Source organism: Simiduia sp. 21SJ11W-1, assembly GCF_024138675.1.
In the GTDB taxonomy this organism is placed as follows: domain Bacteria; phylum Pseudomonadota; class Gammaproteobacteria; order Pseudomonadales; family Cellvibrionaceae; genus Simiduia.
This window is the reverse complement of record NZ_CP090959.1, coordinates 3,863,143-3,877,869: the sequence shown is the minus strand read 5'-3', so window position 1 is coordinate 3,877,869 and position 14,727 is coordinate 3,863,143. Positions and strand designations below refer to the sequence as shown.

At 58.7% G+C, this 14,727-nt stretch carries 16 protein-coding genes; 14 read left to right on the top strand and 2 right to left on the bottom strand.

The window, feature by feature from the left end; translation table 11 throughout:
* Positions 1 to 115: 115 nt before the first annotated feature.
* From L1F30_RS17135 to L1F30_RS17105, 7 genes are all read left to right on the top strand, one after another.
* Positions 116 to 1,714, top strand: coding sequence for a murein L,D-transpeptidase (locus tag L1F30_RS17135; RefSeq protein ID WP_253358052.1), 1,599 nt, complete (start codon positions 116 to 118; stop codon positions 1,712 to 1,714).
* 22 nt (positions 1,715 to 1,736) lie between these two features.
* The gene (locus L1F30_RS17130) at positions 1,737 to 2,678 is read left to right on the top strand and encodes a D-Ala-D-Ala carboxypeptidase family metallohydrolase (RefSeq protein WP_253358051.1); all 942 of its coding nucleotides are present in this window, start codon (positions 1,737 to 1,739) and stop codon (positions 2,676 to 2,678) included.
* A 155-nt stretch (positions 2,679 to 2,833) separates the two neighbouring features.
* Positions 2,834 to 4,951 (top strand): molybdopterin-dependent oxidoreductase, encoded by a 2,118-nt coding sequence (locus L1F30_RS17125; RefSeq protein ID WP_253358050.1) that lies wholly within the window; start codon positions 2,834 to 2,836, stop codon positions 4,949 to 4,951.
* A 54-nt stretch (positions 4,952 to 5,005) separates the two neighbouring features.
* Entirely contained in the window at positions 5,006 to 5,632 is a 627-nt protein-coding gene (locus tag L1F30_RS17120) for a tRNA (adenine(58)-N(1))-methyltransferase non-catalytic subunit TRM6 (RefSeq protein WP_253358049.1), read from the top strand.
* A 46-nt stretch (positions 5,633 to 5,678) separates the two neighbouring features.
* Positions 5,679 to 6,266, top strand: a complete 588-nt coding sequence (locus L1F30_RS17115) for a tRNA-uridine aminocarboxypropyltransferase (RefSeq protein WP_253358048.1) — start codon at positions 5,679 to 5,681, stop codon at positions 6,264 to 6,266.
* Positions 6,253 to 6,684 carry a GNAT family N-acetyltransferase gene (locus tag L1F30_RS17110; RefSeq protein ID WP_253358047.1) on the top strand — a complete coding sequence of 144 codons (432 nt, stop codon included), beginning with the start codon at positions 6,253 to 6,255 and terminating at the stop codon, positions 6,682 to 6,684. Before L1F30_RS17115 ends, L1F30_RS17110 begins: the two co-directional genes overlap by 14 nt.
* Before the next feature lie 10 nt (positions 6,685 to 6,694).
* Positions 6,695 to 7,051, top strand: a complete 357-nt coding sequence (locus tag L1F30_RS17105) for a DUF6164 family protein (protein WP_253358046.1) — start codon at positions 6,695 to 6,697, stop codon at positions 7,049 to 7,051.
* A 24-nt stretch (positions 7,052 to 7,075) separates the two neighbouring features.
* Here the strand turns inward: L1F30_RS17105 and L1F30_RS17100 are convergent, their stop codons facing one another.
* Positions 7,076 to 8,104 (bottom strand): metal-dependent hydrolase, encoded by a 1,029-nt coding sequence (locus L1F30_RS17100; protein ID WP_253358045.1) that lies wholly within the window; start codon positions 8,102 to 8,104, stop codon positions 7,076 to 7,078.
* Positions 8,105 to 8,258: 154 nt separating this feature from the next.
* Here L1F30_RS17100 and L1F30_RS17095 point away from each other — a divergent pair, with 154 nt between their 5' ends.
* Genes L1F30_RS17095 through L1F30_RS17085 form a run of 3 tightly spaced genes read left to right on the top strand, consistent with a single transcriptional unit; the run spans position 8,259 to position 10,807 of the window.
* On the top strand, positions 8,259 to 9,419 hold the full coding sequence (locus L1F30_RS17095; protein ID WP_253358044.1) for an AAA family ATPase: 1,161 nt from the start codon (positions 8,259 to 8,261) through the stop codon (positions 9,417 to 9,419).
* Positions 9,420 to 9,444: 25 nt separating this feature from the next.
* Positions 9,445 to 10,338 carry a mechanosensitive ion channel family protein gene (locus L1F30_RS17090; protein ID WP_253358043.1) on the top strand — a complete coding sequence of 298 codons (894 nt, stop codon included), beginning with the start codon at positions 9,445 to 9,447 and terminating at the stop codon, positions 10,336 to 10,338.
* Positions 10,331 to 10,807: an MOSC domain-containing protein gene (locus L1F30_RS17085; protein WP_253358042.1), complete on the top strand. Its 477-nt coding sequence runs from the start codon at positions 10,331 to 10,333 to the stop codon at positions 10,805 to 10,807. The genes L1F30_RS17090 and L1F30_RS17085 overlap by 8 nt, the downstream gene beginning before the upstream one ends.
* Here the strand turns inward: L1F30_RS17085 and L1F30_RS17080 are convergent.
* On the bottom strand, positions 10,804 to 11,460 hold the full coding sequence (locus tag L1F30_RS17080) for an alpha/beta hydrolase (RefSeq protein WP_253358041.1): 657 nt from the start codon (positions 11,458 to 11,460) through the stop codon (positions 10,804 to 10,806). The genes L1F30_RS17085 and L1F30_RS17080 overlap by 4 nt on opposite strands.
* A gap of 55 nt (positions 11,461 to 11,515) precedes the next feature.
* Between L1F30_RS17080 and L1F30_RS17075 the strand changes: the two genes are divergently transcribed.
* The 4 genes from L1F30_RS17075 to L1F30_RS17060 all read left to right on the top strand — a co-directional run bounded on the left by L1F30_RS17075 (position 11,516) and on the right by L1F30_RS17060 (position 14,644).
* Positions 11,516 to 12,673 (top strand): methyltransferase, encoded by a 1,158-nt coding sequence (locus L1F30_RS17075; protein WP_253358040.1) that lies wholly within the window; start codon positions 11,516 to 11,518, stop codon positions 12,671 to 12,673.
* Positions 12,670 to 13,446 carry a hypothetical protein gene (locus tag L1F30_RS17070; protein WP_253358039.1) on the top strand — a complete coding sequence of 259 codons (777 nt, stop codon included), beginning with the start codon at positions 12,670 to 12,672 and terminating at the stop codon, positions 13,444 to 13,446. The genes L1F30_RS17075 and L1F30_RS17070 overlap by 4 nt, the downstream gene beginning before the upstream one ends.
* A 164-nt stretch (positions 13,447 to 13,610) precedes the next feature.
* Complete coding sequence (locus L1F30_RS17065; protein WP_253358038.1) at positions 13,611 to 13,943, top strand: hypothetical protein; 333 nt, start codon at positions 13,611 to 13,613, stop codon at positions 13,941 to 13,943.
* Between the two features lie 2 nt (positions 13,944 to 13,945).
* Positions 13,946 to 14,644, top strand: a complete 699-nt coding sequence (locus tag L1F30_RS17060) for a YafY family protein (protein ID WP_253358037.1) — start codon at positions 13,946 to 13,948, stop codon at positions 14,642 to 14,644.
* Positions 14,645 to 14,727: the final 83 nt, after the last annotated feature.

The window sequence follows — 14,727 nt, the reverse complement described above, 5'->3', positions numbered from 1 at the left end:
CTTTTATTTTTCTAAGCCACTGGCGCAACCAGTGCTGCCATATTACATTGCGCCCATCACCTCACAGGCCAACAGGGCCTACACTTTAATCCCTTATTTGTTTAAAGGAAGCGCCATGAGTGCTCGCCGTTTTTTCTGTGCGCTGCTGCTGACTGTGTGGCTGCAACCCGCGCAGGCCTATGCAGAAGATGCGCTGCAGCAACGCTTGGATGCCTGGCAGGCAGGCTTTAGTGCAAGTGCCGCGGGCCTGCACCTGCACCATGCCGATGCCTTGCAGGCCTTTTACCAAAGCCAGGGCTTTACATGGCTCTGGTTTGATTCACAAGGCAAGCTTCGCCCGCGCGCCCATGAACTCATGAATGCCATTGCCAATACGGCAGCCGAAGGTTTAATGCCAGAGGATTACCGCCACGGGATGCTTGCTCGCATTGCAGGCCAAGCGTCACTTGAGCGCGCAGAGCAAGTGGACCTGGAGCTGCTGATGAGCGACAGCTTTATCACGCTTGCCTCGCACTTGCGATATGGCAAGGTAGATCCGGGCATTCTGCAAGAGCAATGGCGCAATGTGCAGGCAAATGAACTTCTGCCCGATCTACTTACGCCGCTATTAAGCGAGAGTGTGACCAATGTACTAGCAAGCCACAGGCCCAATCAGCCCCGCTATGGGCGCTTGATGAGTGCCTTGGGCGCTATGCGCGCGCTCAGTGAAAGGCCCTGGCCTGCATTCAGTTTACGCCCCTCCGTTAAATTTAATGGCGCAGACCCACGGCTGCCAGAGATTGCCGAGCGCTTGATGCTACTGGGTGATTTGCCCGAAGCCTGGGCCGGTGAAGTGTTAGATGCGCCCATGGCCGATGCTGTGCGCAATTTCCAACGTCGCCACGGCTTGCAGCAAGATGGCGACATTGGCCCGGAAACCTTTGCAGCGCTGAACATCACACCCGCTGAGCGCGCCGGCCAAATTGTGGCAAACCTTGAGCGCTGGCGTTGGCTGGATACCGACCTGGGTGAGCGCTTTTTATTGGTAAATATTGCAGGTTTTGATTTGCGCTTGATTGAAAACGACGAGCGCGTTATGCAACAGGCCGTGATAGTGGGGCGCGATTATCGCAAAACGCCGGTGTTTTCCGACAAGGTGCGCTACCTGGTATTTAACCCCACCTGGACGGTACCGGCCAAGCTTGCCATTCACGACAAGCTACCGGAAATTCAAAAAAATCCCGATTACCTGCGCGAGTATGGTTTTACCGTGTATCGCGGTGGTAGCTCGGAAGTGGTAGATCCAGCCACTGTAGATTGGGCAAAGGTAAACAAATCGAATTTCAATTTTCGGCTGGTGCAATCGCCCGGGCCCCTGAACGCCCTGGGCCAGGTGAAGTTTATGTTCCCCAACAGCCACGCCGTTTATTTGCACGATACACCGGCACGCGAATTATTTGATAAGCACCAGCGAGCCTTCAGCTCTGGCTGCATTCGCGTGGCAGACCCAATGCTGCTGGCAGAGCTGCTGCTGCGTGACGAAGGCTACACCCGTGCAGATATAGACGCCTGGGTGGCCAGTGGCGAAACCAAAACCGTTTACCTTAAATCCCCCATGCCGGTACATCTGGAATACTGGACAGCCTGGGTAAACAGCACCAATACCCTGCATTTCAGGGCAGATATCTACAAGCGCGACAGGCCGCTTTTGGCGGCATTAAACGCACCGATTTAATTATTTACCGGAGGTGCCCAACATGGGTAAACGCGGTTTTCTGATTTTTGTGTTTTCGGCCTGCGTGTCGCTTGCTGAAAAAAGTGCTGCAGCATTCGACCCGATGTTTGCGCCATTCAAAGTTGCGGTAAATACGCGCAATATTGATCACAGCGTGGATTTTCAGCCCGTCATGCCGGGCCAAGCGCTGTCTTTCACTTTTGACGATGACGCCAGCTACCGTTTAACGGTGGGTGCTGTAGAGATACAAAGCCAAGCGCGAAAAATCACTTGGCTTGCACCCGCAAAGGCCGGCCATTTGCCTGCCATAATTAGGCGCGACGGAGCCGAGGCCGCCATTCAGCTGCAAATTTTTGTGCTGGAGCCTGCCACTCACATCAAGCAAGGCAAACTCAACGGCTATCGCATTGGTGAATACCCGCCAGCCCGTCACGGTTTAAAAAGTTACGCCGCACCCACCGGTTACATTGAAGTGCAATCCAGTATGTTGCAGCTACCTGTGTCGCCGCACTTTACGCTCGGCCAGTTTCTGTGCAAACAGGCCAGTGGCTATCCCAAGTATCTGGTGCTGCGCCCGCGGCTTTTGCAAAAGCTGGAGCTTTTGTTGCAAGACCTCAATCAAGAGGGCATCGCAACCGATGGCCTGGTGGTCATGAGTGGTTACCGCACGCCTTTTTATAATCGTTCAATTGGCAATGTGTCTGCCAGCCGGCACCTGTATGGCGGTGCGGCTGATGTGTATGTGGATGTGCTGCCCAAAAATGGCGTAATGGATGATTTAAACGGCGATGGCAAAGTGAATCTTGCCGATGCCACCTATTTGTATGAGCGAGCCGATAAGTTGGTAAAAAATACCGGCCGGCAAGATCTTGTGGGTGGTGTCGGGCGCTATGGCGCCAACAGTGCGCACGGCCCATTCGTGCATGTGGATGTGCGCGGTGAAGCGGCGCGCTGGGGGCACTAGTGGCTTAAGTTTTTCGCCCGCACATCGCCGCTCATTCAGGAAAAAGTGCTAATTGTTTCTCAATCGCGGTGCTTCGGTTGCGTTATGGCCATGCTCCTATGGGTATGGCCAGTAATAATGGGTACTATGGGTGTCTGACAGGAGGTCTGGACACAATGATAAAAACTCACCGCCGCGCATGCCATCTTTGTGAAGCCATTTGCGGGCTAGAAATCACCACCGATGGCACAGAAATTCTCAGTATCAAAGGCGATAAGAACGACCCCTTAAGTGGCGGGTTTATTTGCCCCAAGGCTGTCGCCCTACAAGATATTCACACAGATCCGGATCGCCTTAGAACACCAAAAATAAAAACCCAACATGGCTGGCGCGATGCCAGTTGGGATGAAGCCATTAATTTAGTGGCCGATAAACTCAGCGCCATTCAAGCCCAACACGGCGACGACAGCGTGGGCATTTACGCGGGCAACCCCGCCATTCATTCCATTGGCACCTGGCTTTACTCTGGCCTTACCACGCGGGTGTTAAATTCGCGCAATCGCTTTTCGGCAACCTCTGTTGATCAGCTGCCACACCATGTGGTGGGGCGCTTGATGTATGGCCATTGGCTGCGCATACCCATTGTGGATTTGGAGCGCACCCAATGGGTGTTGATGTTGGGTGCCAACCCGCTGGCCTCTAACGGCAGCGTGATGACCGCACCCAACATGCCCGCGCGGCTGAAAGCCTTGCAGGCGCGCGGCGGCAAGTTGTTGGTGGTAGACCCAAGGCGCACCGAAACCGCAAAGCAGGCCGATACCTACTTACCGATTACTCCGGGCACAGATGTCTATTTACTGCTGGCCATGCTGCAGCATTTGTTTGAGCGGCAATTGATTAATTTGGGTCACCTGCAACCCTTGGTGGCCGGTGTTAACGCTGTAGCAGAAGCTGTGCGCCCCTTTACGCCGGCGCGGGCGGCACAGCACACAGGCATTAGCGCGCGCACTATTGAATCGCTGGCCGAGGCACTGGCGCGCGAGCCGAAGGCCGCCGTGTACGGGCGCATGGGCGTTTCAACCCAGCCCCATGGCAGCCTGTGCCAGTGGGCTATTCAGTTGTTAAATGTGTTAACGGGCCACCTGGATGTAGAAGGCGGCTTGCTGTTGGCAAACCCGGCCATAGACCCGGCGGCACCGGGCACCAACCCGCAAAAATTTGAGCCGGTGCAATCGCGTGTGCGCGGGCTGCCGGCCTTTGCCGGTGAATTCCCGGCCGCCGCCTTGGCCGAGGAGATACTCACCCCGGGTGCAGGCCAGATCAAAGCGCTGTTAACCATTGCCGGCAATCCCGTGCTGTCTACGCCTAACGGTGCCCAGCTGGATACGGCCATGAGCGGGCTTGAATTCATGGTGGCCATCGATTTATACCTCAATGAAACCACCCGCCATGCCGATGTGATTTTGCCCCCGGCATCGCCCCTTGAGCGCGAGCACTACGACCTGATATTTCTGGCGCTGGCGGTGCGCAACACCGCCCGCTATAGCGACGCCTTATTTGAAAAGCCCGCCAGCGCACGCCACGACTGGGAAATCTTCGCGGCCCTTGGCAATGCCTTGCGCGCGCGCAAAGGGCTGCCGGAAAAACCCGCCATAGCACCCGATCAGCTGTTGGCGCCCATGCTGGAAGCGGGCGAGTACGGCTTGTCGCTGGCGCAATTGCGCGATCAGCCCTCGGGTATAGATTTGGGCCCACTGCGGCCCAAAATGGCGGCGCTCTACTCGAAAGATGCACCCATAGAGCTGGCCCCCGAGCGGCTTATTGCAGCACTTGAGCATCTGCCCCAATCCCCGGGCCCGGCAGCCACAGGCCCGGCCACATTGGCGCTCATCGGGCGGCGCCACATTCGCTCAAACAACTCCTGGATGCACAACTACCATCGCCTGGTTAAAGGCAAACCCCGCGATCAGCTCTTGATGCACCCGACCGATATGGCCGCGCGCAATATTGCCGAGGGCAGCCAGGTGCGCATTGCCAGCCGCGTGGGTGAGGTGTGCGCCCGCGTGCAAGCCTGTGCAGACATCATGCCGGGCGTGGTGAGCTTGCCCCACGGTTTCGGGCATCATCGCGATGGCATTGGCACCCAGGTGGCGGCGGCCCATGCGGGTGTGAGCGTGAACGACCTCACCGATCACCTGCTGCTCGATGCCGTGTCTGGCACCGCGGCGGTGAATGGTGTGCCCGTCACAGTTTGCGCATTGCACCCGGCAAAGGCCGAGCCCGTCACAGCCTGAGGCCTGATGGCCGTGCTAGCATCCGCGCATCATTGGCCAGTGTGAATTCAGGAAATGGAACAGCAAGCTGCAGTAACACGCGCAGCGGTGAGGGCGGGCGAGGCGCCTACCCAAATCCGTTCGCGCAGCATCCAACCGCGCCGCGCCGCGCAGGTAAAAAAGATTAACCCCTACGCCAAAGATCCGGTAACCGGCTGCTTGAACTATATGGCGCTGCGGCCGCAATTGCTCGATGGCGATATCATTTTATTCCGCGCCCAAGGCCTGCAAGCCAAGTGGCGCCGCCTGAAAGAAGGCGACGCCGACCACCTGGGTTTGGTGGGGCGTTGGGGAGCGCGGGTAATGGTGTTTGAAGACACCGCCTGCGGCGTCATCGCACGGCCCCTGTCGGCGCGCCTTGAGGCCTACACAGGGCAGGTTGAACTCTACAAGCCCAACCCCGTAAACAAAATGAGTGCCCACCAACGGGAGTTGGCGAGCACCGAATTGCTGGCGCGCATGGGCAACAAGCTCAGCTGGCGCCAGTGGTTCGAACCCGAGGCCTGTGGCGTAAGCCTGGCCGAGGCTGTGTACACCCGCGCGGCACTGCCGCTCACCCCGCCGGCACCGGAGTTAGGCCAAAGTGTGGCCCAGTGCCTGGTGCAGGCCCCGCAACTGGTGCGCGTTGGCCGGTTAAAATAATTGCCAAGGCTCGCTACACTGGTTGCCCCTGAATTGAACCAGCCCTATGCGAGCCCTTTGCCCCCACTGCCGATTGCCGCGCACCCATTGCCTGTGTGACAGCGCGCCCCAGCTCAGCCCGCGCACGCAGCTGGTGGTATTGCAGCACCCAAGCGAGTCACAGCACCCCAAAAACACCCTGCGCCTGGCGCGCTTGTGCCTGCCCGAACTGCGCCTTGCGGTGGGTGAAACCCCTGAAGATTTTATGGCGCTCGCCAAGTGGTTGGCGCCCACCCGCGCCTGCCTGCTCTACCCGGATGATCACAGCCAGCCCCTGGAGCAATACGCTAATCCAGTGCCCGAGGTGCTGGTATTCATTGATGCCACCTGGCGCAAAGCCTACAAAATGCTGGCGCTGAACCCCTGGTTGCAGGGCTTGCCGCGGTGTCACTTCAACGCCGCACCGGCAGGCGATTACCGGCTGCGCAAAACCCGCCGCGCCGGAGGGCTTTCTACCCTGGAGGCCATTGCCTATGGGCTAAACTGTGTGGAGGGCACAGATTTCAGCGCGCTCAATGAACTACAGGCGCGCTGGGTTGAACGGATGCAAAGTTTTATGCCGGAGGATGTAAAGGCGCGTTATGAACCTAAATGAATTGCAATTTTCCCGCCGCCAGGGCCTGGATGTGCCCATTGCCAACCAGTTCTACAAGCGCGTAGACAAACGCCTGAAGGCGCGCGCCGACGATGTGGTATGGACAGCCCAGCACCAGGGCCAAACGGTGGCGGCACTGAGGCTGCGGCCCTTGCCCACGGGCGATCACCTGCTGACCGGTGTGTTGGTAGATCCGGAGTTTCGCACCCGCGGCATTGCCAAGCGCCTGTTGGCCGAGGCCAGCATCGATTTCAGCCGCCGCTACCTCTACTTATTTTGTGAGCCCCAGCTTGCGCCCCTGTACAATACCGCGGGCTTTGTGCAGGTGCAGAAAATCGACATGCCGGATCACCTGGTGGGGCGCTGGCAGGCCTACCAGCGCAAAACCCCCGAACTCATTGCTATGTGTTATCTCTAACGGAATTTTTATGGGCTGTTTGTATTTCAAGCTACACGATGTACCAGAGCAGGAGGCAGACGCTGTGCGCCAATTGCTGGATGATGCAGACATCCCCTATTACGAAACCCATGCGGGCAATTGGGGGCTATCGCTGGCGGCCATCTGGCTTACCCACGAGGCCGACAAACCCCGCGCTCAGCAGCTCTTGGAAGAATTCCAGGCCGCCCACCGCGCACAGGCCCATGAGGCACTGGCCAAGCAAGGGCTGGAAAGCCCCGGCCAGCGTTTTTTGCGCCAGCCGGTGAAGAGCCTGGCCGCACTGCTGGCGGTGGCGGCCATTTTATACCTGATGATTGTGCCCTTGATGGGCGCCTGGTCTACCTAGGGTTGGGTGTTTAGGGCTGGGTGTTTAGGGCTGGGTGTTTTGCTGTGTAGCCGGTGGGTGCTTGCCGGTGAGCATGGCCCAAAAGGTGGCGCGCGCGCGCGGGCCCGTCTCGCGCTCCACAAAATAGCGCACGTGGGCAGTGGGACCGGCGGCAGGATTCAGGGCTATGCCCCACAGGGGTTTGATCTCATTGGGCACCATGGAGTAGCGCACATCCACCAGCCGCTGGGCGTCATCTACCGCCACATAGCCGTTGGAAAACCAGTAAAACCGGGCGATGTCGCGCGCTTGCTGGCTGTCTTCCAAAAGCCAGGGGAAATCGCGTTTGATATCGAGCTTGGGCACCCGGTCGCCTTCATACAGGGTGGCCTGGGTGGTGACCCGCACGGCATCCACAAAGAAATGGGTGTCGGTTTCATACACCAGTTTCCACAGCCACAGGTTGGCAAAGGTGGGCTTGGCCTCCAGCCGGATGGGCATGTGGCCGCGGCTTTCGGCCAGCAACTGGCCCTGGGCTTCGGCGCGCTCGCGTTGCAGGGCGCCCAAGCTTAAATAGCACAGGGCCCACACCATGCCGATGCGGGCGTAGCGGGGCTTGCGCGCAATGACGCCCGCAATAATGAGCAGCAGTAGCGGCAGGGTAAACAGCGGGTCGATAATAGACACCGTATTCCAGGCAAAGCGCTGGTCAGACAGCGGCCACAGCAGTTGCGTGCCGTAAGTGGTGCAGGCATCCAGCAGCGCGTGGGTGGCGTAACCCAGGGTGGCAAATGCGACCGACTGCAGGCGGCTCAACTGCAGCCGCCGGCCCAACAGCCAGTGCAACAGCAGCCCGCACACAGCCCCGCCTATGGGAATAAACAGCAGCGAGTGGGTGAACTGGCGGTGAAACTCCAAAAATAGCAGCGGGTCGGTACTGGAGCGAATGAGCACGTCCAGATCCGGCGCCATGCCGGCCAGGCCGCCAATCACAGTCGCACCCAAGAGGGTGCGGGTTTTGGCCGTGCTCTGGGGCAGGGTGGCGCCCAACACGCCCTGGGTTACCGGGTCCATACTGTAAGCCTTAGCAAAAACGTTACGCGGAGCGCCACTGTAATGCGCGCGCCCGCATGCCGCCAGCCCCGGTGCGCCCATTGCCATTAACTCGTATGATGGGCGCCATGAATTGCCCGCCATGGGCCCCAGTGATCAACACACAGGATGTTTTATGTTGAAAGCCCTGCGCGCGCGCTGGTATGCATTTAACGAGCGCTGGCAAAGCCCGGCCACCATTGTAGACAACGGTGCTTTTTTGGCGCCCGCCCGGCTGCCGGCCTTGCGCAAGGCCCAGGCCGAACGCCTGCCCCGGGCCGTTATTGATGCCTTTGCCGAGGCCCCCTTGGCTGCCGCAGACCCGCGCTTTGTGGGCCGCGAAGCCGCGCTGGAGAGCCTCACCCAGGGCCTGGAAGATTGGCGCAAGGGCCAGGGCAGTTTATCGGTGCTGGTGGGGCCGCCCGGTGCCGGGCTTACCTCCACGCTGAATCAGCTGCGCGAACAGCCCGAACCTGTTACCTATTTAAGCCTGCCCCACAGGCCTTGCTCCACGGCCGATGTGATGCGCCTGTTGCAAGCAGTGTTTGAACTGGAGGCGCCACCTGCCAATACCTCGGCTGCCATTAGCGAAATCAACGGGCTTGAACCCAGGGTGATTTTGCTGGACGACGGCCACCGATTGCTGGCGCGCAAAATGGGCAACGGCGCGGCACTGCAAACATTGGGGGCTGTGTTACTGGCCACCCAAAACCGGCATTGCTGGGTGCTGGCCTGTGCGCGTCAGGCATGGCGGCGGCTGTGCTTTTTATACAATTGCCAGCGGCTGTTTACCCGCGCGGTAGATATCGACTACTTCACCCAGGCAGAGCTCACCCAGGCGGTAGAGGCGCGCATCTACGGGCTGGGTTACCAGTGGGCGCTGAGGGCCAAATTGCCAGAGGGCAGCCGCGACCCCTTAAGCCCGCACTTCACGCTTTTGCACGATCACGCCGAAGGCCACCCGCAGCTGGGCTATTTTCTGCTGCTGCAGGCGCTCACCGTCGATACCCACCAAAACCTCTTGCTGCTCGATGACATCCCCAGGCTTGATATCACAAGCCTTAAGCAGTGCGCGGAAGAAGAGCTGTTTAGCCTGGCTGAAATCTACGCCCACGGCGGGCTTGAAAAGGTAGAGCACGAAACCCTGTTTCGGCTGGGTACAGATCAAAGCCTGGTGCGCCTTGAGCAATTGCGCCACCAAGGCCTGCTGGAACGGCAAGACACCGCCTACCGGCTGGCGCCCTTGATGGCGCAGGCCACAGTAAATCATCTGGTGAACGCCAACCGCCTGTATTAACGGGCCACACACTCGCGAGCCGCTTATGAAAGAGTCAACCGAGGCGCCAGATAACGCCGCCACCAAATTGATGGAAACGCCCACAGAGGCCTTCGAAAGTGTGCTTACGCTGTTTTCGCCGGGCAAACTGCTGGCCATCGCCATGCTGGCGGGCATGGCGTGGTTGTTGCTCACGGTAATGCTGCATTTGCTACAGCGTTTGGCGTTGCAGTTTCCACGGCACCGCTTGCTGATTAACCGTATCTACCCGCTCACCCGGGTGGTGGTGTGGAGTGCCGTGGTGCTCTACTCGGTGGTGGGCATAATCCAACCGCACCCGAGCGTGCTGTTTGCCATGTTGGGCTCGGCGGGCTTGGCCTTGGGTTTGGCCACCCAAGAGCCCATCAAGAACATGGTTTCTGGCCTGATTATCATGATTAACCCGCCCTATCGGGTGGGCGACATGGTGAACCTCGCCGGCCACTATGGCGAGGTAATCAAACTTGAGTGGAGCGTTACCTGGCTGCGCACCTTCGACGACAACACCGTCATGGTGCCCAACGCCGAGGCTTTGAAAACTGCCGTGAGCAATGCCAACAGCGGCGCGCTGGATGAACTTGTGGCCATCACCGTGCATTTACCCGCCCACGCAGATCACCAGCGCGCCATGCAGCTGGCCCGCGAGGCCACACTCTGCTCGCCTTATTGCTACCTGAAAAAGCCCGTTACCGTATTGCTGGGTACCGAGTGCCCCATGGGTGAAGTGCTGCTGACGGTCACGGTAAAAGCCTATGTGCTGGATGTGCGGTTGGAGCGCCGCTTCGCCTCGGATATTCACGTGCGCGTGATAGACGCCTACAAAACCGCGGGCCTCTGGCCGCTGCCCTTCGAACGGGTAACCACCGAAACCACGCCCCAGCCAGGTGCGCGCCTTGGATGATCTGGCGCAATTAATGGCCCGCCACTGCCAGCCCGGGCGGGTAACCTGGCTTGGCGTAAGGCCCGAGCGGCGCGCGCCCATGCAATCGGTAGAGGCCCTTGAGGCCGTGGCCGGGCGCGGGCTCACCGGTGATCGCTACCGCGCAAAGGGTGGCAAGCGGCAGGTGACGCTAATACAAAGTGAACACCTGCCGGTGATTGCCGCACTGTTGGGCCTTGACGCGCTTGCGCCGGCTGCGCTGCGCCGCAACCTGTGCATTGCGGGCATCAATTTGCTGGCCTTGAAAGATCGCCGCTTTCAGTTGGGCGGGGCGCTGCTGGAAGGCACGGGCCTGGCACACCCCTGTTCGCGCATGGAAGAAGTGTTCGGCCCCGGTGGCTACAACGCGGTACGCGGCCATGGCGGCATTACCGCGCGGGTAATTGCGAGCGGCATCATTCGCCTGGGCGACCCGCTCGTACCGGTTTAGGCCAACAGTTTGCGCAGCACCTGGCCTATGTGGTGAATTTCCTCCATGCACACCTCGTGGGCCATGGGGTAGCTCTGGTAGTGCGGGTTCAGGCCCATGTCTTTCAAGCGCCGGCGCGCCTCAACGCCCATGGCCTCTGGCACTACCTCATCGCGATCGCCGTGGAACACATACACCGGAACCTGGGCATTGGCGGGGCTTGGGGTGATGGATTTCCAGGTGGCGAAATAGGTAGATAACGCCAGAATACCGGCCAAGGGGTGCGGGTAACTGAGGCCTGTGTGGTAGGCCACCGCGCCGCCCTGGGAAAACCCCGCCAACACAATGCGCTCGGCGGGCACGCCCCGCTCGCGCTCGCGTTCAATGAGTGCACCAATGGCATCGCTTGAGGCCTGAATCTGCGCCTCATCAATTTTGCGTTCGAAATCCATGGCCAGAATGTCGTACCAGGCGGGCATCACATAGCCGCCGTTGATGGTGACCGGAATTTCCGGCGCGTGCGGGAAGATAAACCGCACCGCTAAATCGCCTAAGCCAAGGTGGGGCACCACGGGTTCAAAATCGTGCCCGCTGGCGCCCAGGCCATGCAGCCAAATTACGCTGGCGGTAGGTGTGGCGCCGGTTTCGACGGTAATGTGAGGCAGGTAATTCATTTATACTGTCCGCGAATAAAGGAGTACTAAAGGCTCAGTACCAACAAGGTTTCAGATGGTTGATGATAACTGCTTTTCCAGCCCCTTTGGTGCGCTGCAGCTCACCCGCGCCTCGCGCACCCAATCGCGCACCGAACAAAACCTGCGCGCATGGGATGCCGCCGATGAACTGCTGCTTGCGAACCTGGCAAGTTTTGAGCAGCCCAAGGGCGCGCGCATATTGCTGGCCAACGATGGCTTTGGTGCACTGGTGTGTAGCCTGCCCGCAGATTGGCAAATCGATTTTTGCAGCGATTCACACCTAAGCACCCAGGCTGCAAAAATAAATCTGGCCGCCAATGAAAAGCCCCAAAGCCACATTCAATGGCACACAAGCCTTGGCCAACCAACCGAGCCGCTGGATGTGCTGGCCATCAAGTTGCCCAAAAGTTTATCGCTGCTTGAAGATCAATTGCTGCGCTACCGGCCCTTGTGCTCGGCCAAAACCCGCGTTATTGCCGCGGGTATGGTTAAGCACATGAGCGCCGGTGCCTTTGCACTTATCCAAAAATACCTAGGCCCCACCCGCACCTCTCTGGCTGAAAAAAAGGCGCGGCTGATTTTCTGTACACCCGGGCCCGAGGCCACAACGCCTGCCACCAACCCTTACCCCAAAAGGCTCACGCTTGAAGATTACAATGTCACGGTTACCAACCATGCCAACGTGTTTTCGCGCGATGCGCTGGATATCGGCACCCGGTTTTTTCTGGCCCAGTTGCCCGGTTCCACAGAGGCATTGCGGCTAGCCGATTTAGGCTGTGGCAATGGCCTGGTGGGGGTGGCGCTGGCAGGCCTGATGCCCATGGCGAAAATAGATTTTTACGATGAATCTTTTATGGCGCTGGCATCGGCGCGCACCACCATGGGCGAGGCCTTCCCCACCCGCGTAGATCAATGCCGGTTTATCGCCGACGACTGCATGGCAAGTGCCGAGCCTGAAATTTACGACGCCATCTTCTGCAACCCGCCGTTTCACCAGCACAATGTGGTGGGTGGTTTTGTGGCCAATCAGATGTTTCACGATGCCAGACGCGCACTGAAGCCGGGCGGCGCTTTATGGGTGGTGGGCAACCGCCACCTTGGCTACCACCAGCACCTGAAAAGATTGTTTGGCAACCTCACGCAAGTGGCGGCCAATAAAAAATTTGTGGTTTTCAAGGTGGTCAAGCGATGAGCCTCTGCCCCAAGTGCGGCTACCGGCGCCAGGCGAAAGATGCGCAGGTGCACCCGAGTATTTGCCCGGCCTGTGGCATCGCCATTAACAAATGGCGCGCCCGCATGGATGCCCAAGGGGCGGCCGACCAAGCGCCTGGCCATCGCGATGTCGGGCGTGAATCGGAGTCTGATTTACCTCAGCCGTTTTTGCACCGGCTGCAAGCGCACTTTATGTGGGTTGCTGTACCTTCGCGCGCCGATAGCATTTGGGGCCGCGCATTACTTACAGGAGTGCTGGCCGTTTGGGGTGCGTGGTTTGCGCTAAACGGGATCGATTGGCAAGTGATCGGTGGCTCCTTTATGCACAATATCAATCTGCCGTTTCACGAATTTGGCCACGTGTTATTCATGCCCTTTGGGCGCACGATGATGATTCTGGGCGGCAGCCTGTTTCAGGTGTTGTTGCCGCTCATTGTGTTGTGCGTGTTCAGTTTCAAACAGCAGGATAACCACGCCGCCAGTGTGGGGCTGTGGTGGTGCGGCCAGAGCTTTGTTGATTTGGCCCCCTACATTGCCGATGCCCAATACCGCATCTTGCCGTTGGTAGGCGGCGCCGGTGAAGAGAGTCACGATTGGGGCAACCTGCTTACCCAATGGGGATTGCTCGAGTACACCCAGGGTATCGCCAGGGCCAGTTTTGGCCTGGGTGTACTGATTATGGCTGTTGCCATTGCCTGGGGAATATTTTTGTTGCGCAAGCAGTGGCACTTGGCACACGAAGATACTGCCTAGGCCAACCGAAAGTAGCCCCCGGTTGATTCACCCGGGGCGTCGCGCTTTTGGGTATTTGGTCGAAGTTGGGTAAACACTACTGACACAATGCTGTCAGTAGTGCAGGCGTAGATTAAGCATCACCAGCGTGCACCTGGCCAATTAACTACCCAAAGGAATCTACCATGAGTGATGCAGTTGAACTTGTCATTTTTAAAACCAACCCCGGCGTTAGCGCCGCTGATTTCCTGGCGGCCGATGAGCCTATCAACACCTGGGTGCAAACCCAGCCCGGTTTCCGATACCGCAGCTTGTCACTGGATACAGAGCAAGGAGGCGACCAGCTTCAGTGGCGTGATATTGTCTATTGGGATTGCCTGGCCAACGCCAAGCGTGCATCAGAGGCATTTATGGCAACCCATTGTAACGGTGACTTTATGGCAATGATAGATGGCCAGACAGTATCACTGAGTCACAGTGAGGTGCAGCACATGGCCATGGGCGACTGTGGAAGCTAAGCGTGCGTAAAGCCGAGCGGCTGTTTCAGATTGTGACCTTGTTGCGCGGCCGTCGTCGCGCAATCACGGCACAGTGCCTGGCCGATATGCTGGAGATCTCGGTGCGCACCTTGTACCGGGATATCCAGGCACTGCAATGTTCGGGCGTACCCATTCTCGGTGAAGCAGGTGTGGGCTACTACCTGCGCAAGGATTACCAGCTGCCACCGCTCATGTTCGATGCCGATGAAATGATGGCGCTGTTGCTGGGCGCAGAAATGGTGCGCGCTTTTACCGATCCGGAATTGGCCAGGGCTGCGCAAAAGGTGGATGAAAAAATCCGCGCCATCTTGCCGCAATCACTTTTACATCGCGCCGAACAGCTACCCTATTGCGTGCCCATTGAAGGCCAGGAAACCGAAGACAGCGCAACCCATCTGCTGTTGCGCAAAGCCTGCGAGCAGCAGCGTTGGGTAAAAATTAACTATAAGGACATCAAGGGCCGGGCGAGTGAACGCAGCGTCTGCCCGTTGGCGCTGGTGGGGTGGCGCCATGGCTGGACGCTGCTGGCCTGGTGCGAACTGCGAGGGGCCTATCGCAACTTCCGCCTGGATCGCATTGCGAGCGCCAGCACTGAGGCACGTCATTTCACCACCAATGCCACCATGAGCCTGGCAAACTATCTGAATCAGCTGGCAGACGAGCCGTATCACAGGGCCTAGCCTATTACACAGTGTGTTGCTCAAGATGCCGTGCTTTGCCCCCAGACGCAGGCTTGCTATCCTTGCGCTTTACGCCACCACTG

Coding starts and splice junctions, on each gene's coding strand:
- L1F30_RS17095 (WP_253358044.1), top strand. CDS start 8,259: ATGTTGAAAGCCCTGCGCGCGCGCTGGTATGCATTTAACGAGCGCTGG.
- L1F30_RS17080 (WP_253358041.1), bottom strand. CDS start 11,460: ATGAATTACCTGCCTCACATTACCGTCGAAACCGGCGCCACACCTACC.
- L1F30_RS17070 (WP_253358039.1), top strand. CDS start 12,670: ATGAGCCTCTGCCCCAAGTGCGGCTACCGGCGCCAGGCGAAAGATGCG.
- L1F30_RS17120 (WP_253358049.1), top strand. CDS start 5,006: ATGGAACAGCAAGCTGCAGTAACACGCGCAGCGGTGAGGGCGGGCGAG.
- L1F30_RS17135 (WP_253358052.1), top strand. CDS start 116: ATGAGTGCTCGCCGTTTTTTCTGTGCGCTGCTGCTGACTGTGTGGCTG.
- L1F30_RS17115 (WP_253358048.1), top strand. CDS start 5,679: ATGCGAGCCCTTTGCCCCCACTGCCGATTGCCGCGCACCCATTGCCTG.
- L1F30_RS17100 (WP_253358045.1), bottom strand. CDS start 8,104: ATGGACCCGGTAACCCAGGGCGTGTTGGGCGCCACCCTGCCCCAGAGC.
- L1F30_RS17065 (WP_253358038.1), top strand. CDS start 13,611: ATGAGTGATGCAGTTGAACTTGTCATTTTTAAAACCAACCCCGGCGTT.
- L1F30_RS17075 (WP_253358040.1), top strand. CDS start 11,516: ATGGTTGATGATAACTGCTTTTCCAGCCCCTTTGGTGCGCTGCAGCTC.
- L1F30_RS17090 (WP_253358043.1), top strand. CDS start 9,445: ATGAAAGAGTCAACCGAGGCGCCAGATAACGCCGCCACCAAATTGATG.
- L1F30_RS17125 (WP_253358050.1), top strand. CDS start 2,834: ATGATAAAAACTCACCGCCGCGCATGCCATCTTTGTGAAGCCATTTGC.
- L1F30_RS17110 (WP_253358047.1), top strand. CDS start 6,253: ATGAACCTAAATGAATTGCAATTTTCCCGCCGCCAGGGCCTGGATGTG.
- L1F30_RS17105 (WP_253358046.1), top strand. CDS start 6,695: ATGGGCTGTTTGTATTTCAAGCTACACGATGTACCAGAGCAGGAGGCA.
- L1F30_RS17130 (WP_253358051.1), top strand. CDS start 1,737: ATGGGTAAACGCGGTTTTCTGATTTTTGTGTTTTCGGCCTGCGTGTCG.